The 20,373-nt window shown below is 41.1% G+C and carries 19 protein-coding genes; 9 read left to right on the forward strand and 10 right to left on the reverse strand.

Annotated elements, in window-relative coordinates; genetic code table 11:
- Position 1 precedes the first annotated feature (1 nt).
- Both FWE37_01575 and FWE37_01580 read left to right on the forward strand, forming a co-directional pair.
- The gene (locus tag FWE37_01575; protein MCL2519681.1) at positions 2–1,030 is read left to right on the forward strand and encodes a DHH family phosphoesterase; all 1,029 of its coding nucleotides are present in this window, start codon (positions 2–4) and stop codon (positions 1,028–1,030) included.
- 15 nt (positions 1,031–1,045) lie between these two features.
- Entirely contained in the window at positions 1,046–3,319 is a 2,274-nt protein-coding gene (locus tag FWE37_01580; protein ID MCL2519682.1) for an ATP-dependent RNA helicase, read from the forward strand.
- On the opposite strand, the gene FWE37_01585 is transcribed toward FWE37_01580, so the two are convergent.
- Positions 3,311–3,937, reverse strand: coding sequence for a phosphatidate cytidylyltransferase (locus tag FWE37_01585; protein MCL2519683.1), 627 nt, complete (start codon positions 3,935–3,937; stop codon positions 3,311–3,313). The two genes, FWE37_01580 and FWE37_01585, sit on opposite strands and share 9 nt — an antisense overlap.
- A gap of 170 nt (positions 3,938–4,107) precedes the next feature.
- Positions 4,108–5,706 (reverse strand): peptide ABC transporter substrate-binding protein, encoded by a 1,599-nt coding sequence (locus FWE37_01590; protein ID MCL2519684.1) that lies wholly within the window; start codon positions 5,704–5,706, stop codon positions 4,108–4,110.
- 360 nt (positions 5,707–6,066) lie between these two features.
- Between FWE37_01590 and FWE37_01595 the strand changes: the two genes are divergently transcribed.
- The 3 genes from FWE37_01595 (at position 6,067) to FWE37_01605 (ending at position 10,262) form a co-directional block, all read left to right on the forward strand.
- On the forward strand, positions 6,067–8,262 hold the full coding sequence (locus FWE37_01595; GenBank protein MCL2519685.1) for a methyl-accepting chemotaxis protein: 2,196 nt from the start codon (positions 6,067–6,069) through the stop codon (positions 8,260–8,262).
- 47 nt (positions 8,263–8,309) lie between these two features.
- Positions 8,310–9,866, forward strand: a complete 1,557-nt coding sequence (locus FWE37_01600; protein ID MCL2519686.1) for a glucose-6-phosphate isomerase — start codon at positions 8,310–8,312, stop codon at positions 9,864–9,866.
- Between the two features lie 192 nt (positions 9,867–10,058).
- The gene (locus tag FWE37_01605) at positions 10,059–10,262 is read left to right on the forward strand and encodes a hypothetical protein (protein MCL2519687.1); all 204 of its coding nucleotides are present in this window, start codon (positions 10,059–10,061) and stop codon (positions 10,260–10,262) included.
- 85 nt (positions 10,263–10,347) lie between these two features.
- Here the strand turns inward: FWE37_01605 and FWE37_01610 are convergent, their stop codons facing one another.
- The gene (locus tag FWE37_01610; GenBank protein ID MCL2519688.1) at positions 10,348–10,542 is read right to left on the reverse strand and encodes a hypothetical protein; all 195 of its coding nucleotides are present in this window, start codon (positions 10,540–10,542) and stop codon (positions 10,348–10,350) included.
- A 178-nt stretch (positions 10,543–10,720) separates the two neighbouring features.
- Between FWE37_01610 and FWE37_01615 the strand changes: the two genes are divergently transcribed.
- The gene (locus FWE37_01615; GenBank protein ID MCL2519689.1) at positions 10,721–11,824 is read left to right on the forward strand and encodes a M23 family metallopeptidase; all 1,104 of its coding nucleotides are present in this window, start codon (positions 10,721–10,723) and stop codon (positions 11,822–11,824) included.
- A 52-nt stretch (positions 11,825–11,876) separates the two neighbouring features.
- Here the strand turns inward: FWE37_01615 and FWE37_01620 are convergent, their stop codons facing one another.
- The 7 genes from FWE37_01620 to FWE37_01650 all read right to left on the reverse strand — a co-directional run bounded on the left by FWE37_01620 (position 11,877) and on the right by FWE37_01650 (position 18,189).
- Positions 11,877–12,995, reverse strand: coding sequence for an aminopeptidase (locus FWE37_01620; GenBank protein MCL2519690.1), 1,119 nt, complete (start codon positions 12,993–12,995; stop codon positions 11,877–11,879).
- 206 nt (positions 12,996–13,201) lie between these two features.
- A complete protein-coding gene (locus FWE37_01625) occupies positions 13,202–15,472 on the reverse strand; it encodes an AAA family ATPase (protein ID MCL2519691.1) in 2,271 nt (756 codons plus the stop codon).
- A gap of 17 nt (positions 15,473–15,489) precedes the next feature.
- Positions 15,490–15,786, reverse strand: a complete 297-nt coding sequence (locus tag FWE37_01630; protein MCL2519692.1) for an ATP-dependent Clp protease adaptor ClpS — start codon at positions 15,784–15,786, stop codon at positions 15,490–15,492.
- Positions 15,787–15,793: 7 nt separating this feature from the next.
- Complete coding sequence (locus FWE37_01635; GenBank protein MCL2519693.1) at positions 15,794–16,027, reverse strand: hypothetical protein; 234 nt, start codon at positions 16,025–16,027, stop codon at positions 15,794–15,796.
- A gap of 104 nt (positions 16,028–16,131) precedes the next feature.
- Positions 16,132–16,683: a hypothetical protein gene (locus FWE37_01640; GenBank protein MCL2519694.1), complete on the reverse strand. Its 552-nt coding sequence runs from the start codon at positions 16,681–16,683 to the stop codon at positions 16,132–16,134.
- Positions 16,684–16,788: 105 nt separating this feature from the next.
- The gene (locus FWE37_01645; protein ID MCL2519695.1) at positions 16,789–17,880 is read right to left on the reverse strand and encodes an SPFH domain-containing protein; all 1,092 of its coding nucleotides are present in this window, start codon (positions 17,878–17,880) and stop codon (positions 16,789–16,791) included.
- Between the two features lie 6 nt (positions 17,881–17,886).
- A complete protein-coding gene (locus FWE37_01650) occupies positions 17,887–18,189 on the reverse strand; it encodes a hypothetical protein (protein MCL2519696.1) in 303 nt (100 codons plus the stop codon).
- A gap of 137 nt (positions 18,190–18,326) precedes the next feature.
- Here FWE37_01650 and FWE37_01655 point away from each other — a divergent pair, with 137 nt between their 5' ends.
- From FWE37_01655 to FWE37_01665, 3 genes are all read left to right on the forward strand, one after another.
- Positions 18,327–19,403: an AAA family ATPase gene (locus FWE37_01655; GenBank protein ID MCL2519697.1), complete on the forward strand. Its 1,077-nt coding sequence runs from the start codon at positions 18,327–18,329 to the stop codon at positions 19,401–19,403.
- The gene (locus FWE37_01660) at positions 19,403–19,912 is read left to right on the forward strand and encodes a hypothetical protein (GenBank protein MCL2519698.1); all 510 of its coding nucleotides are present in this window, start codon (positions 19,403–19,405) and stop codon (positions 19,910–19,912) included. The genes FWE37_01655 and FWE37_01660 overlap by 1 nt, the downstream gene beginning before the upstream one ends.
- A gap of 43 nt (positions 19,913–19,955) precedes the next feature.
- A partial coding sequence (locus FWE37_01665; protein ID MCL2519699.1) for a GTP-binding protein occupies positions 19,956–20,373 on the forward strand: 418 nt, incomplete at its 3' end.

Consider the following 20,373-nt stretch of genomic DNA (forward strand, 5'->3'; position numbering starts at 1 on the left):
GATGGAAAAAATTAAACAATATATATTAGAGCACAATTCTTTTATTATTACCGGCCATGAAGGACCAGATTTAGATACCGTCGGCAGCGTACTCGCCTTAACCTCTTTTTTAAAACGTTTAGGTAAAGAGGCAGTAGCTTGTTCGGCCGGCCCCTTTACCCGCACCGAAGTAATGAGATATGAAAAAGAGTTTAATAAAATTAAAGGGTTTGACCCAAATACCCTTCCGCTCCCCTTTTTTATCAACGATAAACCGGTAGATGCCGCCATCTTGGTAGATTGCAGCAGTATTAAACGTACAGGATATACGGCTTTACCTTGCAGTTTTATGGTCATAGACCACCATGCCCTAAGCGAAGACGATAGCGGCAGCGGTTATATCGACCCAGATTCGCCCTCTACGACCTTGCTTATCGCTCGGCTTATTAAAGATTTTGGCTATCAAATTACCACCGAAGAAGCTAACTGGCTGCTTTTAGGCTTTTGCGCCGATACTGCTTTTTTTAAACATCTTAACGACGGATATGCCGGTAATTACCTGCGGGAAGTAGCCGATTTACTAGATGCCGGCGCTTCGTTAAAAGAAACTGGTAATAACCTTGAGGCATTATTTAATTTACCTAGCCGCCATTATTTAGGTCATTTGATTTACCACACCGTCAGCCATTACGCGGGAAAATTATTAATTGTTAAAGAAAGCCGGCAAGAAAAAATGAATTTTATTGAAAAACTTACGTGGGAAAATAAATTGCCGGTAAACTTTGATGAAGATATTTTACGCGATAGCGATATGCTTTACCAGTTACTGCTTACCGTTAGCGGGGTGGAAGTAGTGGCACTGCTTAAGGAAGATGAACGTGGTATTAATGTAAGTTTACGCTCTAAAAATTTAATCGATGTAAATAGCATAGCTTATCAATTTGGCGGCGGCGGCCATAAAAAAGCGGCCGGCTTTTCAAGCCAAACTAAAACTTTAAAAAATGTAGAAAAAAATTTACTAAAGAGCTTTAAGCCTTTATTAGATAGATAAAGGCTTAAAATAACTATGCAAAACTTTCCTGTTTACGAACAAAAAGCCAAAATTTTACAGGCTTTACAAAATAACCAAGTAATTATTGTTGAAAGCCCAACGGGCAGCGGCAAAACCACCCAACTACCAATTATTCTTTACGAAGCCGGTTATACTCAAGATGGCCTAATTGGCGTAACACAACCTCGCCGCATAGCGACCTTAAGCGTGTGCAGCTTTATTGCTAACCAATTAGCCAGTCCGGTAGGCGATTTAATTGGCTACAAAATGCGCTTTGAAGACAACACCGGCAACCGTACCCGCCTTAAAATAATGACCGATGGGATGTTGCTGCAAGAGCTTAAGCACGACCCCTTACTCTCTAACTATAACGTTATTATTATTGATGAAGCGCACGAACGCAGCTTAAACATCGATTTTATACTTGGTTTGTTAAAAAGTATTTTGCGCGAGCGCCCTAGCTTTAAAGTGGTTATTAGCAGCGCCACCATTAACAGCGCTATTTTTAGTAACTATTTTAACTTTGCCCCAGTTATAAATATTAGTGCCCAAATGTACCCGGTGGCGATAATTTACGACCCTATCCCCAGTAATGATGACGACCTTTTAACCCAAAAAATTAACGATTTGTGCGAGCATATCATTTTAGAGGAAGAACGGGCCGGTGATATTTTAATTTTTTTACCGGGCGAAAAATTAATTAAGCAAGTTATTAAAGCCTTAAATAACGGGAAAGCCCGTCATAAAATTTGGACGCTGCCTCTTTATGGTATGCTAGGCAAAGAGGAACAAGAGCGCGTCTTTTTGCAGACCGAAGGTAAGGTAAAAATAGTTGTTAGTACCAATATTGCCGAAACCAGCATTACTATAGATGGGGTTACCACCGTTATCGATAGCGGCCGTTGTAAAGAAAATCGTTATAATTTAAATAGTTATACCTCCAGCTTAATAGATACCACCATTAGCAAAGCTAGTGCCGGCCAACGGCGAGGGCGGGCGGGCCGCACGCGGGCCGGCTTTTGTTACCGCCTTTACAGTAAAGAAAGTTTTGAAAGCTGGCCCGATTTTACCTTAGAAGAAATTTACCGCACCGACCTTGCCGAAGTAGTGCTGCGTATGGCCGGGTTAGAGATAAAAGATTACACCAGCTTTGATTTTATTAGCAAGCCTAATGTTGCCGGTATTAAAAACGCCGTAGAAACTTTAATTTTATTAGGAGCATTAGATAATGCCGGCACTTTAACGAACATTGGCCAAACTATGCTGGCATTTCCGCTATTACCGCGCCATAGCCGTATTATGGTAGAGGCTATGCTTAGTTATCCCGATGTGCTAAGCGAATGCGCCATTGTTACTGCTTTTCTAAGTACCAACAGCCCCTTTTTACTGCCGCCAGATGAGGAAGAGGAAGCTCGGTTTAGCCACCAAAGTTTTAAAAGCGACAAAGGTGATTTTATGAGTTACCTTAATTTATATGCTAAATACGAAGCTTGTACCGTTCATAAACGCACCGATTTTTGCGGGCGTTACTACCTTGACCAAAAAACAATGGACGAAATTGTTAATGTTAAAGGGCAGCTGGAAGAAATAGCCGGCCGCTTTGGCTTAACCATTAACAACACAACTAATCTTAATATTAATCACCTTTTAATTTGCTGCGCTAAAGGGCTTATTCAGTTTATTTGTATTAAAGACGGCAAAAACTATCGGAGCCTCACGGCGGACCGGATTATCATTCACCCCAGCAGTAACCTCTTTCATAAAGGCCCGCTTTATATTGTGGCCGGCGATATTATGCGTACCAGCCGCACCTATGCCCGCACCGTTTCGCCTTTAACTAAAGAGATATTAAATAAAGTTGACGGCGGGCTTATTGCTAAATTAGAGAGTTTTAAAGAAAACAAAGCGCCGAAAGAAGATAAAAATTATTTAACTATTGGCCGGCTGCAATTTCCTCGCAGCGAAATAGCAAGCAGTTACCCTAAAAAGAAATATATTATTACTAATAAGCAAAACTTTAACGAGCTTATCCAAAATCTAAGCTTGCTTGGTAAATTATATTTTAAAAAGAGCAAAAAAAATAAAGAGGCTAATTTTAGCGGTTTTATTACTTTAGCGAGTAATAACGATAATGTGCTCTACTTTAGAATAACCCAAAAGTTTAAAAACTATAAAGATGAAACAACTTTTAATTTAAACCAATTAAACAAAGCTGCTCCAACTAAAGCTAGTAAAGCCAGCTTTAGTGCCATAAAAGCAGCTTTAGTTAAGATTAATAAACTAAATTAAAGTTAAAAACAAAAAGGTAATCCCGCCTACCGCTAAAGGAATAGCTAAATTATCAAAACTTTTTAAAGGCATCACCTCTACCACAGTGGTGGTTAAAGCAATAACTAAAGCTAACGGTAAAGCCGGCAAAAAAGACAAGCCGTAGTAGCTGGCTAATAAAAAACTAGCAATTAATACTACTAAAAAGCAAGCCAGCGACCCCTCTAGGCTTTTACCTAATAAAAAGCGCGGCCTTCTTACTCCAAACGGACGGCCAATTAAGCTGGCAAAACCATCACCTAAAGTTAAAGCCACTATAGCTAAACTGGCTATTTGGTAAGGAAAAATAGCTAATGTAAGTAATATACCCATAGAAAGCGTAATAGGGCCGGCGGCAATTTGGTTGGTCATATCCCCGCGCCCGGCTAGTTTAGTAACATAGTGGATAAGCGGAACGGGAATATTTTTAAGGCGCATAGCCTCCGAGACAATATAAAGCAAAGTTACACCACTTAAGGCTATAAAAGTTAGTTCGTAGTTAATGTTAGCTAAAATAACTGTAACTATCCCGCTAATATGAATGGCTTTACGAACAACCTCTTGTTTAATAATTAATCTGGCAATAGCAATATCACTCATAATTATATTAAGTTTATTCCTCTCACTAAGCGTATTATATAACAAAGTTTATATTTTTCCTAGTGGGTTTTTTAACAAAATGGTTACAAATTTTTGTGGTTACATAATAAACTAACCCTGCAGCTTTAGCTGCAGGGTTAAAAGAAAAACAAAATAATTTTTAATAATTACTAACGCGGCCTAATACCTACCCACATGTGGTAGTTAACAGGGTTTACACTCCAGCCAGCCCAGCGGTTAAGGTCTATTAAGTTACTGGTGGTGTAGTTGTAAAGCGGTAATACCGCTTGGTCTTCGGCTATAATAATCTCTTCTATCTGGCGCATAAGCTCTGTACGGCGGGCGCTAGGCGGTAAAGTAATAATTTGCTCTACCAACGCATCTACAGCCGGGTTGCTGTAACCAAAGTTATTGTTATCGTCATCGGTGTGGAAAATGCGTAAAAAGCCAAAGGCATCGTTAGCACTGGCTAACCAACCAAAAAAGAAAATTTGGGTTTCGGGGTTACCGCGCGCCTCTAAAAAGCTTTGCCACTCCATGTTATTTAAAGTTACATTTATCCCTAATTCGCGCTGCCAAGTATGGCTAATAAATTCGGCAATTAAGCGGTGTCCTTCTAGGGTATTATACAAAATAGTTAAGGTAGGAAAACCCTGCCCACCGGGAAAACCGGCTTCGGCCATTAAGCGACGAGCCTCATCGGGGTTCCACATATCACCGGCCGCATTATCGTTAGGAAAGTGCGGGTAGTTAAACGGGGAGCCGGTAATGCCTAGCGGCACAATACCGCGTACAGGTATTTGACCGGTACCTAAAACAGGCGAAGTTACCAAGCCCGGCCTATCCATAGTCATAGCTAAGGCACGGCGCACACGTGAGTCGCTTAAATTAGGGTGGCTATTATTCATAGCATAATTGTAAGTACCCCAAGTAGGGCCAACTTGCCACTCGGAAAGCAATCTAATTTCGTCAAGACGGCCCGAAGGCAACCCGGCTTGCCAATCTATTTCGCCGTTTCTAAAACCATTATAAGCGGTATCGGCATCGGCTATACTTAAAAGAACTAACCTATCAATAAAAACGTTGGCCCGGTTATGGTAAAGCTCGTTAGGTACAAGCACCAATCTATCTTGCGGGATACGCTGCTCAATAATAAAAGGGCCGCTGCTTACGTGGTTTTGTACTTGTGTCCATTGCTCGCCAAAACGGGTTACTACGTGCATAGGCAGTATCATAAACAAAGGGGCACCCCAGTCGTCTACCACTACGGGCGAAATACGGCTATGCCGCACGGTAAAGTCGTCAACAACTTCCCAAGCTACAGCCTGCTGCGGGGTTATTTCGCCGTTAATAGCGGCGCCGGCGCCTTCCCACTCTTGTATAATATCTGAGGCAAAACTCGAGATAGTAGATGGCGTGTAATGGTACTGCATACTAGCCACTACTTCGCGGGCAGTAATAGGGTGGCCATCGCTAAAAACGGCTCCGCGCCTAAGGTAAAAAATTACCGTAAGGCCATCTTCGCTAATTTCCCAGCGTTCGGCTAAGTGGGGGATAACATCGCCCTGTTCACTGTAAGTAGTTAAACCGATGTACAAGGCATGGGCAATACGACGTTCTGGCACACCGCGGGTTTGGCTAGGGTCTAGCGATTGCGGCTCGGTACCATTGGCCATAATAAACTCTACACCATCAAAGCTGTTGCGGGGACAGGCAAATAAAGCCAAAGCCACTACCAGCAAGACAGCAAATTTAATAAATTTTACCATTTATACTCTCCTTTTCTAAAGCTAATCTTAAATGGTATTTTAACGTTATGTATAACATTTGTCAACCAAAGCTACTTATAATACAATTACGACAACTAATACATACATAGCAACAAATAAACTAAAAAAAATTAGTAAAAAAATTTAGATAATGGCTTTGGCCTACTTATAAATATTACTTATAATTGCAACTTTTTTATAGCTTCTATCGTTAAAGCGGTGGTTTTAGCTATGGTTTATAACAACGGATAGTTACCAAATTTAATTATTACCTAAACAACACCGGCAGCTGCTTGTTATTAAAAACAATAAAGCCGATAATGGTATTACACAATAAAATATATAAGTGAGGAAAAACTTATGCTTAAGCTAAAGCTTAAAAGCTATAGTACTTTAACCATTTGCGCCAGCATAGCTATATTATCTATTGCCGGTACTTTTTTTACTAGACACTTTGCCGCCGACCAAGCTTATACCAGCGCTACTTACATTGCTACTGCCGAAAGCGGCCGTGTAGCGACATCTATTGAAATGTTATTTACTAACCAACTTAATTATTCGCAAACTATTGTAAGTATGATAGAAAATAGTATGATTAACATAGCTGCCGAGCAAAGGCGCACCGCTTTAATTGGCAACACTCTTCGTTATGCTCAAAGTATCACCGACCAGTTCGATTTTTTATATGTTATCCTTGAGCCTAATGCCCTCGATGGCCTTGACGGCGAACATACCGCCACCTTAGGCAACGACCAAAGCGGCCGCTTTGCCCTTATCCTTAACAATAACCGGCAAATAATCGATTTACGCGGCGAATTTTTTAACAACGCAGCAGCTTATTATGCTAGGTCGTTTAGTAGCGGCTTACCGCAACTAATAGAGCCCACTACGATGCGCGGCCAGCAAGTAATAGGGGTAAGCACCCCCGTACGCAACCAGCAGGGGCAGCTTATCGGCACAGTTGGCATAGCTTTAAGTATAAATAATGTACAAAATTACTTAATTGGCCAAGCTATCGAAATGTTTGGGCGCAGCGAAGGTATTTACACCAACTTAATGACCAATAATTTTGAATCTATCGCCGGTTTACAAGGAGCCGATATAGCTATCTTAAGAAATATTTGGCCCACCATAGCCCCGCCCCTAGAGCAATCTATTACCAGCGGTACAACTTTTAGCGCTTCCTTTTTTAATAACCGCCTTAACACTACTACCTTACTAACCACCAGCCCGGTAAGAATAAGCGGCATCAATACCTTATGGAGCGCCGGTTTTATTATTCCTATAAATATTGTTAATATTCCTGCCAACAATATAACTTTAATTTTAATTGCTGTTAATGCCGCCATTATTTTAGCCTCTATTGTTGTTGTATTTGTACTTATTAACAGTATTGTAGACCCTATTACCAAAGTAGAGCACCTAGCCCACACCTTAAGCAACGGCGACTTAAGAGCCGAAATTGCCGAAAAACTTTTAAAACGGCACGATGAAATTGGCGGTATGTCTAAAGCCTTAAACCAAATGAAACAGCAGCTAACCACCGTTATTGTTAATGCCCAGCAAAGCATTAAAGCCGTTAATATTGGCAGTACCGAAATTAACAGCGTTAGCAATGCCATTGCCAGCGGCAGCAGCGAACAAGCCGCCAGCGCCGAAGAAATAAGTGCCAGCATAGAAGAAATGACCAGCACCATTGTGAGCAATACCGAAAATGCTAGTAATACCGAAAAAATTGCCGAGCATGCCTCTAAAAATGCCCTAGAAGGCGGTACGGCCGTTAGCCAAACGGTAATGGCAATGCGGGCCATTGCCGAAAAAATTGGCATTATTGAGGATATTGCCAGCCAAACTAACCTGTTAGCCCTTAACGCCGCCATCGAAGCGGCCCGAGCCGGTGATGCCGGACGCGGGTTTGCCGTAGTAGCCGGTGAGGTACGCAAATTGGCCGAACGCAGCGCCCTTAGCGCCACCGAAATAAGCGAGCTATCTAAAAATAGTTTAACGGTAGCCGAAAATGCCGGTACGCTTATTGATGAAATTGTACCGCAAATTCAGCAAACGGCCGAACTGGTGCAAGAAATTGCCAGTGCCAGCCGCCAGCAGCGCATAGGTATAGAGCAAATAGAAAAGGCGATGACTCACCTAGACAGCACTACCCAAAGTAATGCTGCCAGTGCCGAAGAACTGGCCAGCAGTGCCAGCTCGCTTATCGAGCAAATTAACGTTTTGCAGCACGAAATCGACTTTTTTAAAACCAGCAAAGATAGCAAAACCAAAAACCATGCTTTACCGGCTCCTACTCATAGCGCTCCCTCGGCATCAAGCAGCCACACCAAAGCTGCAGTAACTCCTCCTGTTAAAACTGCACCGCCTAAGGCTGCCCCTAAAACCATTAATACCGTTAAACCGGCTACCGCTCCAAAAGTTGCTGTTAAAGCTGCCAAGCTCGAAGTTAAAAAAGAGCCGCCGCCCGCCCCTAAGGTTACCCCGATAGAGAAGCCGCTGCCGGCAGCAACCAGTATTATTGACGATGACGAATTTATCAGCTTTTAGGCCGTAATCGGCCAAAAAAGCTATTTACAGCCTAAAGGAGTAAGTAAATGCACCAAAACCTCGACCAATTAACCAGTTTTAACCAGTTAAAACAGAGCACTAAAATTCACCTTAAAGATGTTATTACCCCCAGCCGTATTAGCGGCTGGCAGCTGGAGGCCGGCGGCGGCTTAACTTATAACTATGCCTTTAAAGCCATTAACGATAATCACTTAAAGTTACTAAGCAGCTTAGCGGACGAGCAACAGTTAATAGCTAAATACCACGCTTTACTTAAAGGCGAAGTGATGAACACCGGTGAAAAACGGCTAGTGCTTCATCACTTAACCAGAGGTGAACTATTGGGGCCGGTTAGCCACGAAGGGAAAGATTTAGGGGCCTTTTACCGCAGTGAACAAGAAAGGATAGCCGAATTTGCCGGTCAAATCCATAGTGGGCAGCTGGTAGGCAGCACCGGTAAACAATTTGATACCGTAGTGCAAATTGGTATTGGCGGCAGCGATTTAGGGCCGCGTGCTTTATATTTAGCCCTAGAGAGAGCCTCCCCTAAGCTTATGCAAGCTTACTTTATTAGCAATGTAGACCCCGATGATGCCGCTAATATAATGGCTAAACTTAACCTAGAAAGTACTTTATTTATTTTAGTAAGTAAAAGCGGCACTACCCAAGAAACTTTGGCTAACTACCAATTAGTAAACAAATTAGCCAAAGAAAAAGCGCCGACTAACTATAACCCAAGCAAGCACATTATTGCCATTACCAGCCAAAGCAGCCCGATGGCTAATAACCCTAACTACCTTAATAGTTTTTATATTGATGATTTTATTGGTGGCCGCTACAGTAGCACCAGCGCCGTTGGTGGGGCTTTGCTTAGCTTAGCCTTTGGCAGTAAAGTATTTGCCGAATTGCTGGCCGGCGCCCACGAAGCCGATAAACTAGCTTTGCAGGCTAACCCGCTGCAAAACGCTGCTATGCTTGATGCTTTAATAGGCCTTTACGAACGTAATGTGCTTGGTTATGCCGCTACCGCCGTCCTTCCCTACAGTGAGGCTTTAAGCCGTTTTGTAGCCCATCTACAGCAGGTAGATATGGAAAGTAACGGCAAAACCGTCAACCGCTTTAGCCAGCCCATAAGTTATGCTACCGGGCCGGTTATCTTTGGTGAGCCCGGTACCAACGGCCAGCATAGTTTTTATCAGCTTCTACATCAAGGCAGCGATATTATTCCTTTGCAATTTGTCGGCTTTAAACACAGCCAGTTAGGCAGCGATATAACTTACGAAGGCAGCAGCAGCCAAACTAAACTTAAGGCCAACTTAGCTGCCCAAATAATGGCTTTTGCCTTAGGCCACCGGAATACCGATGCTAATAAAAATTTTACGGGTGAACGGCCGGCCAGCTTAATTTATGGCGATAAACTTAATGCTAAAGCTTTAGGGGCTTTACTAGCCCACTTTGAAAATAAAGTGATGTTTCAGGGATTTTTATGGAATTTAAATAGTTTTGACCAAGAAGGTGTACAATTAGGAAAATTACTTACTAATAATTTATTAGCCGGTAAAGCCGATGAAAATTTAACGGCTTTAGCCGGGCTGTTTTTATAATTTTATAATAACTAATACTTTATTATTAAAATTATGAGCGTATTTAAAAAAATAAAATTAGTAATACAGGTGTACTTCTTTTAGTACACTTATATTGATTACTGCACAAAAATTACCTATAATACTTGACAATTTTTTTTGTCTAAATTAAACTTAGTTTTGTAAAAGTTTGTAGAAGGAAGTAAAAAAATAATGACAAAACATACAGGAAAGGTATTAGGCAAAAACCAAATTTGTGTTTTAAAAATTGATGGGATTGACGAGTATATTACTGTCCCTGTGGCGCTTTACCGGCAAATTAAAAAAAATGCTGTAGTAGAGATTGAATACGAAGTTATAGAAGAAACTATTACTAAATTAAAAATTGTTAATATAAATAAATTAGCAGACAATTAAAGTAATACTTGCCGCTATAACTACTACCCGTAAAATATGCTTTTTTACCTAAAAAAAAGCTCCATTAAAATGGAGCTTTTTAACATTACATTACATCTTTTTCTTGTACGGTTTTACGCTTATCGCTTTTAGCATTGTTAATGGCATCATCGCATAATTCGCGCACTTTGTCCGATAAGGCATCAATAACTTTAGCCGAGCATTTCATATCCCCTACAGTTTTGATATAGTTTTTAACCTTACTTGTAATAACTAAAACTTCTTTGTTTTCTTCCGACATAATTGTCTCCTTTTCTTTAGCTAATTACCACTAACATAGCTAAAAATTGCAACCTTGACTAGCCCCTTTTAACAAATTTTTACTAAAATAAAAGCTTTTTTTATTTAATACCTTGCTATTAGCACCATTACCATCATAACTATAGATTAAAGCCTTGAAAGTCGTTATATTAACTACAATGCGTTATAAATTTATTGCTTACCTTTTACTTATCCCCGTAAGCCTTTGGGCCGACATTAACGATAACTTTAATCGGTTAGTTATTAGTGCCGGGCAAACCTTTACTGCCGCTATGCAAAGCATCGGGGTACCGGTGAGCGAAAGCAGACAAATTGTAAGTGCCACCGCCAGCCATTTTAACCTTAACCGCATTAGTCCCGGCCAAGTTATTTATTATAGGTTAAGCACCACAGCCGGCCCGGCCGTTATTGCCGAGCTGCGTATCGATTTAGGCGATAGTGAAGTGCGTTACTTTGAAGATAGTGCAGCTATTGTTACAGGAAAAGAAATTTTTGTAAGTAATTACTTAACCCGCTTATCTGCCGCCGAACTTTACGAGCGTGATAGGCAGCTTTACCTTTTTATAGAAAGGCTTTTTGTTTTTAACATTAACCACAGTACCGAAAGTTTTGCTAATAGTCAGCTAACCATACTTTTTAACCGTTACACCGATGAATTTGGTAACTTTATTAAAAACGGGCCGGTAAATTTTGCCGCTATGACGATTGGCCGTACTACAAGGCAAGCCTATCGTTTTAACAATATTTTTTACGATGAGCGCGGTCGGGCCATTACCACTCAGCTTTTTAGTAACCCTTTAGCCACTATGGTTATTACCAGCGGCTTTGGCTGGCGACTGCACCCAACCAGACGCTTTAGAGATTTTCACGCCGCAGTCGATTACCGCGCCGCCACCGGCACACCGGTTATGGCGATAGCCGCCGGGACTGTAGAACAGATGGGTTACGATTATTGGCTGGGCAACTTTGTAGTTATACGGCATGCCAATGGTTGGCATAGCCTTTATGCTCATTTTTCGGCCTTTGCTAACCGGTTAAGAGTTGGGGCTAATATTCAGGCAGGAGCTATCGTTGGTTATGCCGGAGCTACCGGCGTAGCCACCGGCCCTCATTTACACCTCGAGCTTCATAAGGGGAATGTACCGGTCGACCCGCGCCTTTTTTTAGGCGGTGAACAAGCTCCTAATTTAACTCGCAGCGAAATGTCCGGCTTTAACGAGCTTAGGCGACGAATTGACCGGCAGGTAAATATCCGTATTTAAACCGCCTGCCATAAACTAATTTGCTTGGCAGGCGACCATAAATAATTACCAATTATAACTGTAACTTACCATCGATTAAAATAGCTACTTTAGTGCCATCGGCCATTAAAGCGGTAATTGTTGGCTTTAAACAAACACAATCTTGGTGGATTAAACTATTAGCATCGTCATCGTAGTTACTACCAATAGCAAAGTGGCACGTTTCGTAAGCTTTTTCATCGATAAGCATATTACCAATAACTTTTGCCGCCGGATTTAAACCAATACCTAACTCACCAATGTGGCGGGCATTCTTTTTGTATTCGGCCCCTTGCCCCGCCGGTAACTTACCGCTCTTTTCCCATTCTAAAGCTAAAACTTCGCCATCGGTAATAGTTTTTAACAAAGCTTCAGCCTCGCTACCACCCGTTACGGTGGTTACATAACCTTGCTCTACCTTAACAACTACCGGTTTATCCTTAATGATTAAAGTACCGTTTTGCACAGCCACGCAGCCATCAAAAACAATAGTTCCTTCGCAGCTGGCTACTTCTGGACTAATATAAGTTTCGCCGGCCGGCAAATTTCCGCCGCTGCCCGCTAAAGCAAAGTTACCGTCATCGCTGGTAGCTAAACGCCCCTTTACGCCAATGGTTATATCCATGCCGGCCGGGCTAGTAATGTGTACTTTATCGGCTTTATCTAAGACATCTTTGATAGTCGCCGCTTCGCGCTTAAGCCGTTCGTAATTAATGGCCACCGCCGTACAGAATATCTCTTCGGTTACACCGGGTGCCCAAAAACTGCGCGCTTCTTTAATTTCCATTAAATAACTAAAATGGCTGGTTACCTCTTTACCATTAACCACATAAGGCTTAGCCAAAGCTAAACTATCTTTGCCCATTTTTTCGGTGCTTAAACTAATGATAATATCGGGGTTAGCCCGTATCGCCATTGTAACCGCTTGTTCGGCCATATCTAAGATGGTTTTAACCGGCTGTACAATTAAGCTAACCTTTACACCTAAAGCAATGAGCTCGTCGTATAAACATAAGGCAATGGCGTGTACATCTTTACTATTATTAGTAATAATAAGAGCAGTTTCACCGGCCCTAGCCTTTAATACCTCGCCGGCCGTAACTTTACAGGCCGCTACCAATTTTTCGTTAAATCTTGTAAAATTTGCAAACATAAGAATTTATCTCCTAACTTATTTTAACAGCAGTTATCTTAGTTGTCAAATAGATAGTCAAGAAAAATTTTAATTTACGGCCTTATTACTGCTTATCTGCCTTGTCTTTTTTATCACGTATATCCCACAGAGTAAAGAGTATTAAAGCTAATAGCACCACTTGCGCAATTTGTAAACCTAACATTTTTTATTCCCCTTTAAGAATTTTAGCTGAGTAAAGCCTTTTGTTTAAACATTTTTAAGGCTTCATGCTCTTCTATACTGTAGCTTAGTTTACCTTTTTTAACATTTAGCTGTACCTGCTTACTTTTTAAAGCTAAGCTTAATAACTGGTCTACCAAAGGCTCTTTCACTTCGTCTTCTATCAAGCGAGCTAACGGCCTTGCGCCAAATTCTTCGCTGTAACCTTTTTCGGCTAAATAAGCCACCGCCTTATCGCTGTAACCAAAGGCTACCTCTTGGCCGGCCAGCATAACCGCCAAAGCCTCAAGCTCTTTAACTGCCACCTTAGCCATACTGGCTTTATCTAATGGATTAAAAAAGATAACTTTATCTAAACGGTTTCTAAACTCGGGGCTAAAAGCTTTTTCTACGGCGCTTTCCACCGCCTCACGGCTTTGTTTTTGCCCATCAAAACCGATGGATACCTTACCTAAATTAGCGGCTCCCGCATTACTGGTCATAATAATAATAACATTACGCAAATCGGCTTTACGGCCTTGACTATCGGTGATGGTAGCATAATCCATCGCCGATAAAAGTACATTGTAAATATCACGGTGAGCCTTTTCAATTTCGTCCAGCAACAGCACCGAATGCGGATTTTTACGAATGGCATCGGTTAAAAGACCACCTTCTTCGTAGCCTACATAACCCGGCGGCGAGCCAACTAAACGAGCCACCGTATGTTTCTCTTGGTACTCACTCATATCAAAGCGGTGCAGCGGCACAGCTAAAGCTTCGGCTAGATTTTTGGCCAGTTCGGTTTTACCAACACCGGTTGGCCCCACAAATAAAAAGCTGCCCATTGGTTTAGTTAATTGCCGCAGGCCGGCCCGGCTGCGTTTAACGGCTTTAGCTAGAGTTGCCGTCGCATCGGCTTGACCAAAAACTTTTCCTTTTAACACTTCTTCTAAATTAACCAATTTTTCGTGCTCACTGGTGCTTACACTTTTTTCGGGGGCACGAGCAACTTTGGCCACAATCTTTTCGATAATTGCCTCATCAATTACCCGTTTGTCTTCGGTTAAATTAAGCACCGCCCAAGCCCCAGCTTCGTCAATTATATCGATAGCTTTATCGGGCAATTTGCGCTCGGGTAAAAATCTAATAGCTAAATCTACCGCCGCCTTTAAAGCCTCCGGCGTATAAACAGCTTTATGGTGCTCGGCAAAACGTTTATTTATCCCTTCAATGATGGCATAACTGGTTAAAGCCGAAGGTTCGTCAATTTCTACACTCTGGAAACGCCGTGTTAAAGCCCTTTCGCGCTCAAATATCTTTTTATATTCATCGTAAGTCGTACTGCCTATACAGCACAGCGAACCGTTAGCTAAAGCCGGCTTGAGCAAGTTGCTTACATCCATCGAGCCGCCGCCGGTACTGCCGGCCCCAATAATGGTATGAATTTCGTCTATAAACAAAATGACATTTTTACGCTCTTTTACCTCATTTAATAACTTTTTAAGACGTTCTTCAAAGTCACCCCGGTAACGCGTACCGGCCAGTAAGGAGCCTAAATCTAAGCTCCACACTTCTTTATTAAGTAAATTATCGGCTATATCGCCCTTAGTAATTTTAATGGCTAAAGCTCCGGCTAAGGCTGTTTTACCCACCCCACTATCACCAATAAGCAAAGGGTTATTTTTCTGCCGGCGGCTTAACACCATAGTAAGACGCAGCAGTTCTTCTTCGCGGCCAATCACCGTTTCGATACGGCCTTCGGTAGCCTCTTTATTTAGATTTACCGCAAACCTTTGCAAAAAGCTACGTTTTTTATGGTCTCTATCTTCGTAATGCTCCTCTTCAAAGGGCAGCTCTTTTTGCTCAAAATCTTCAAGGATACTTTGGTTTACCACCTCGATAAGCTTAACTTTTTTTAAGCCGGCCAGCCTTAAATAATAAGAGGCATAACTTTCTTCAAGGTCGAACAGTCCCAGTAAAAAATCGGATACCCCTACTTCTTTACGGCCCATATTTAAGGCCGCCCCTAAAACACGGTTAAATAACTCTTTTAACAGTACCGATTGCCCCAGCATATTACTGGTTTTAGCTATTTTACTATCCAAATAATCGGACAGGTCGTCTACTAATCTTTCAATATTAACGCCGCATCTTTCGATAATAATGCGCGGGCTTTCAAAGGCAAGTGCCGATAAAAGTACATGTTCGGCCGTAAATAGCTCATGTTTTTGGGTTTGGGCCGATAAATAAGCATGGTTTAAAATTTCTTGTAACTCGTTATCAAACTTCATCATTTTATCCACTCTACAAATTACACTCTTTCATAAATGGCTTGCAAAGGGTAGCTTTTCCTTCGGGCAAGTTCGATGGTCATCTGCACCTTAGTTGCCGCTACATCGTAACAATAAACACCAACTGTAGCCGAACCTTCTTTATGCACCATCAACATTAAATTGATAGCTTCATTTTCATTTTTTTGATAAATTTCTATAAGCACTTCAATAACAAATTCTTGAGTAGTATAATCGTCGTTTAATAAAATAACACGGTAGCTTGGCGGCTCGCTAAGCTTATTAATAGTTTTGGTTTGCCCCTGATACTCTGCCACGCTTAAACTACTCCCACTCGGCTAAGGCATGCTGCATAGCCGCAATAGTGGCCTCTATGTTAAGGTCGCCCACTCGGCCGCGCCCATGATAATCGAGCCCTTCTAAAATACATATATCTCTAAACTGACGATTAAGCTCGGCCTTAGTAAAAGCCACATCTATCTTACGCCGCTCGTAAATGGTGTTTAAGATAGAACTATATATTTTGTCGTAGTAAACATCTTCCCAATCGTTACGCATAGAGTAATTATAGCATATTATATAACCGATAGCAAGAGCTTTACTCAGCTTACAGCCATTAAAGAGGTTACCGCAATTAAAAACCCTCTTACGAGGGTCTTTAATTAAATGGCCGTTACAACTAACCTATAAACACTTTGGTTAATAAAACTAAAGCTAATATTCATGGTACCATCGTTAATGCTGCCATCTTGCTGGGCTTGCACAATTAAAAGATACGCCTCTGATAAACTTAAATTACTATCAAAAGCCCTTAAAGCATTAGCGGCAGCAAATAACCATTGCCTAATATCGTTATTATTAGTAAGTTCTGCCGAGTTTATGGTAACCTGCTGTATCCGCCCGCTATGAGCACCGGCCTCTACAAGCACCTCTACCCCGGTAACGGTAAAGTAACGAGTAGTGCGTACCCCCGTAGCATTATCGTTATTAATAACACGTGGAGCGAGCAAACTTGATTGGTTTTGGTGCATAGTTTGCACAAAGCGCGGCACTATTAAATTAAAAAACGAACCCTCTTCGGTTACCGGCACTGGGCTTGTTTGCGCAACATTTGCCGTAAGCTGCTGATTAGTTATGGCAGGCACATCTTCTTCTTGGGCAAAAAGTTTTAACCCCACCCCCAATAGTAATAATATTAAAATAGCTTTGGCCATATCTTTCCTCCAATTTATTTACCTATTACTTAATTATACACCTTTTTACCTTAAGTTGTAAGGGGGTAAATATAAAATAAACTCCCTCTGGGGCAATCTAGTCTGTTAGCGGCCCGGTACAACCCCTAAGCTGCCTAACATCTCTAAATCCTGAATAATTAAAGTAGACGGCCATTGATTTTCGGCCCGGCGCCTAATAGCGGCGGCTTCGGCCTCACCAACTATCTCGATAACCCGTATTTCGGCCTGCTGCCTTTGCACATTGATGGTGCTAGATAATATTTGCGCCTCTTGTTGGGCCGTACGTGCTCTAATTAACGCTACTTCTTGCTCCGATTGAGCATTAATTTGCTCTTGCCTTAAAATATTTTCACGCATACTGGCTACAGCTAAATCGTTAATCCGGGCCTGAAAGTTAATATCGTCATAAATTAAACCATCGGTGGAGGCTAAGGTCATAATGGTAATACCATATTGTTTAGCTTCTTCTTGCGCCAGCTCAAAGGCCATACGTACAAAATCTACCCTGTTTCTTTCGGCTTCAACAATAGGCACCGTTAAAAATTGCTCGCTAAGCCTATTGGTAACAATAGGTAAAATAACATTATTTAAAGCTTGCTCTAATGACATCGCCTCTTCGCGGATACCGCCGCTGCTATCGCTCGACCTAAACCAGCGCAAATAAAGCTCGGCATCTTCGGCCGATTGAATACTGGCATTAATAACCAGCGGAATTCTAAAACCTACACTCTCCATACTAACGGCCCTCACATCGTCCCAAATTAAATTAACGGGACGCTGCGAAACTACCAATACCCGATGGGTTGGCCTAAAGTGGCCGCTGGGCCTGAAAAAGCCGGTTTGTATCCAATGGCCGCGTATAACAATATCGCGCCTGTTATCCAGCGAAAACTCTTGCTGCCCGGCCTCGTGCGAGGCATCTACCATCGATACCAAAAAGGCTATCTCGTTAGTTTCTACCTGCACCACCGTAGGGCGGTTAAAAGGGGTAAAACGCGTTAAATATAAAAAATTGGCCGTACCGCCAACTACTAAAGCTACGACCAAAGCTATGGTAAAAAGCGGCTTAAAATGCGCCCTTTGCCCGCTGCCAATAAAATTACTTACTAGCCCGGCCAGCGAAGCCACCGCAATAAGATAACAAACCGCAATAAAGCCAATAATTAAGCTTTCCATATTTTTTTATTTTCCTCTCTCCCTAATATGTTCTTTGTAAAACCTAAACCATCTTTTATACAAAACATTATACACAAATATAATAACTATAATTGACTGTACCATATTGATAGTATTTACAAAATTTTCTAAAATAATTAAATTTGCTCTACCCTGAAAATTTAACACCGATAAATGGCTAAATAAAATGGGCCGCCACATGCCAATTAAACCAAATAAAAAAGCTATAACTATAACGTTTGCAACTGTTGCCACTATGGCTTGCTCTAGGGTTTGTTTTGATTCTTTATTTAATGAAAATTTTTCCATAAGGTAATCTCTTTTTTACAGGTTTTTGATAATAATTTAAAGGCTATATTACTAAAAGTAGCTGTTACTGTCAACTATGAAAAATGGTGTTGACTAGCCGGCGAACTATGTTTACAATATTACTCAAGGAGCCTACTATGCACTTAAAAAGCTTACACATACAAAACTACCGTGGCATTAAAGAGTTAAAGTTGGAAAATTTGGGGCAGATAAATATTTTTACAGGAAATAATAATAGCGGTAAGAGTACGGTGCTGGAGGCGGGGTATCAGGTTACACAGATTAGTAATCCGGATGCTATGATAAGTATATCTGAACTGAGAATGGACACTATTCGTGATAACAATGATTGGTTAAATTTTTTTTATGAGAATGATCCAGTTAACGAACCAATCTTTGAAGCTGAATTTAATAACAACGAAGAACGAAGATTGACTATAAGTGCTAACCTAAAAGATTTAATAGTTAATAGTCCGATCGATGGGTTTCCTTTATTGAAAAATAAAATATTTACTAAACAGGTTGAAGCCCTTGCTAGAGGCTTAGTTATTACAATAGAAGTTAATAGGAATAAATATGAATATAAACTTAGTTTAGTGAGTGTTAGTGGTTCGCTAAGATTAATTATTGAGAAATCAGAGGGATTAACAGGAGATAATTACAAAGAAAAAATAAAAACTGCCTTTATTAAGAACCCATTCTACATGAATACACTACCCACCTTATTGATTATGCAAGAAGACGAGCGAGAAAATTTAATTAATGAAGATTTACGAAAACTATATCCATTAATTTCTCGTTATATAGTAGACACGCAACGAAATGCCGTAAAACTTAAATTAAATAATAACAAGACTATTCCATTAAGTGCAATGGGTGATGGTATTCGTAACCTCATTAACATCTCCACCCACTTGCGCAATAAAAACCACATCATCTTTATTGATGAAATAGAAAATGGCTTTCATTACAGCTTTTACCCTACCTTATGGCAAAGCCTAATTAGCATAGCTAAGGAGGCCGGTGTGCAGCTCTTTATAGCTACCCATTCTTATGAGTGTTTAAAAGCATTAAGCCAAAACCTTGATGGCGAAGTAGATACAAAACTCTTTAAACTAAGGCACAAAGATGAAACCCATAAAGTGTCTGTACTAGATAATAAGGGGATAAGAACGGTTATTGATGACGAAATTGAAAGAATTGAGGTACTTTAATGGAAAATTTTATTCTTTGTGAAGGAATAAGTGATAAAGAGTTTTTAAAACAGCTTATTAAAAAAATAGGTTACCCAGATAAAGCCATTTTTGTTAAAAATATGAAAGGAAAACCTAAAATAACCCATGCAGAGCAAACTGTTGTTGATAACTACACCGAAGATAATGTTTTAATTATAGTAGACGCTGACAATGATAATGTAATAGCTTTACGAGAAACTATCAAAGCCAAATGGAACATAACCGATGACCGCATTTTTATTATGCCCAATAACCAAAATGAAGGCTGTTTAGAAACCTTAATGTTAAATTTTTACAAAAAAGCCAATTTTTTACAACCACTTATTATTTACCTAAAAGAAAAAAATTGTGATGATAAAGCCATAGTTGCCGCTTGCCGTTTTTGCTACAAAGAGCTGCCCGGTATACAATTTAACAACTTTGGAGACCCACTTTTTGATAGCCTTAAAGCCACCATTCAGCAAAATTTTCCCTTGCTTAATCCCTAGCAATTTGCTAAAATAGCCTATCTTTCTTAGGTAAGGCACAACTATGACAAACAAACTGCGTAACATTGGCATTATGGCCCACATCGATGCCGGCAAAACCACCACCAGCGAGCGTATCCTCTTTTACAGCGGCAAAAGCCACCGCTTGGGCAATGTGGACGATGGCAACACTCAGCTGGATTGGATGGAGCAAGAGCAAGAGCGCGGCATTACCATTCAAAGTGCGGCTACTACTTTAACGTGGCAGGGTTATCAAATTAACTTGGTAGACACGCCCGGCCATGTCGATTTTACTGCCGAAGTAGAGCGCAGTTTGCGTGTGCTTGATGGTGCGGTGGCCGTTTTTTGTGCCGTAGGCGGCGTACAGCCGCAAAGTGAAACGGTGTGGAAGCAGGCCAACAAATACAAGGTGCCGCGCCTAGCCTACATTAACAAAATGGACCGCATTGGCGCTAACTTTA

This window comes from Spirochaetaceae bacterium (genome assembly GCA_009784515.1).
In the GTDB taxonomy this organism is placed as follows: Bacteria; Spirochaetota; Spirochaetia; order WRBN01; family WRBN01; genus WRBN01.

What these genes read in the sequence shown, in the direction of transcription:
- FWE37_01645 (MCL2519695.1), bottom strand. Translation starts at nt 17,880, where the DNA reads ATGGAAAGCTTAATTATTGGCTTTATTGCGGTTTGTTATCTTATTGCG.
- FWE37_01580 (MCL2519682.1), top strand. Translation starts at nt 1,046, where the DNA reads ATGCAAAACTTTCCTGTTTACGAACAAAAAGCCAAAATTTTACAGGCT.
- FWE37_01655 (MCL2519697.1), top strand. Translation starts at nt 18,327, where the DNA reads ATGCACTTAAAAAGCTTACACATACAAAACTACCGTGGCATTAAAGAG.
- FWE37_01635 (MCL2519693.1), bottom strand. Translation starts at nt 16,027, where the DNA reads ATGCGTAACGATTGGGAAGATGTTTACTACGACAAAATATATAGTTCT.
- FWE37_01620 (MCL2519690.1), bottom strand. Translation starts at nt 12,995, where the DNA reads ATGTTTGCAAATTTTACAAGATTTAACGAAAAATTGGTAGCGGCCTGT.
- FWE37_01575 (MCL2519681.1), top strand. Translation starts at nt 2, where the DNA reads ATGGAAAAAATTAAACAATATATATTAGAGCACAATTCTTTTATTATT.
- FWE37_01605 (MCL2519687.1), top strand. Translation starts at nt 10,059, where the DNA reads ATGACAAAACATACAGGAAAGGTATTAGGCAAAAACCAAATTTGTGTT.
- FWE37_01590 (MCL2519684.1), bottom strand. Translation starts at nt 5,706, where the DNA reads ATGGTAAAATTTATTAAATTTGCTGTCTTGCTGGTAGTGGCTTTGGCT.
- FWE37_01615 (MCL2519689.1), top strand. Translation starts at nt 10,721, where the DNA reads ATGCGTTATAAATTTATTGCTTACCTTTTACTTATCCCCGTAAGCCTT.
- FWE37_01640 (MCL2519694.1), bottom strand. Translation starts at nt 16,683, where the DNA reads ATGGCCAAAGCTATTTTAATATTATTACTATTGGGGGTGGGGTTAAAA.
- FWE37_01650 (MCL2519696.1), bottom strand. Translation starts at nt 18,189, where the DNA reads ATGGAAAAATTTTCATTAAATAAAGAATCAAAACAAACCCTAGAGCAA.
- FWE37_01610 (MCL2519688.1), bottom strand. Translation starts at nt 10,542, where the DNA reads ATGTCGGAAGAAAACAAAGAAGTTTTAGTTATTACAAGTAAGGTTAAA.
- FWE37_01600 (MCL2519686.1), top strand. Translation starts at nt 8,310, where the DNA reads ATGCACCAAAACCTCGACCAATTAACCAGTTTTAACCAGTTAAAACAG.
- FWE37_01660 (MCL2519698.1), top strand. Translation starts at nt 19,403, where the DNA reads ATGGAAAATTTTATTCTTTGTGAAGGAATAAGTGATAAAGAGTTTTTA.
- FWE37_01595 (MCL2519685.1), top strand. Translation starts at nt 6,067, where the DNA reads ATGCTTAAGCTAAAGCTTAAAAGCTATAGTACTTTAACCATTTGCGCC.
- FWE37_01585 (MCL2519683.1), bottom strand. Translation starts at nt 3,937, where the DNA reads ATGAGTGATATTGCTATTGCCAGATTAATTATTAAACAAGAGGTTGTT.
- FWE37_01625 (MCL2519691.1), bottom strand. Translation starts at nt 15,472, where the DNA reads ATGATGAAGTTTGATAACGAGTTACAAGAAATTTTAAACCATGCTTAT.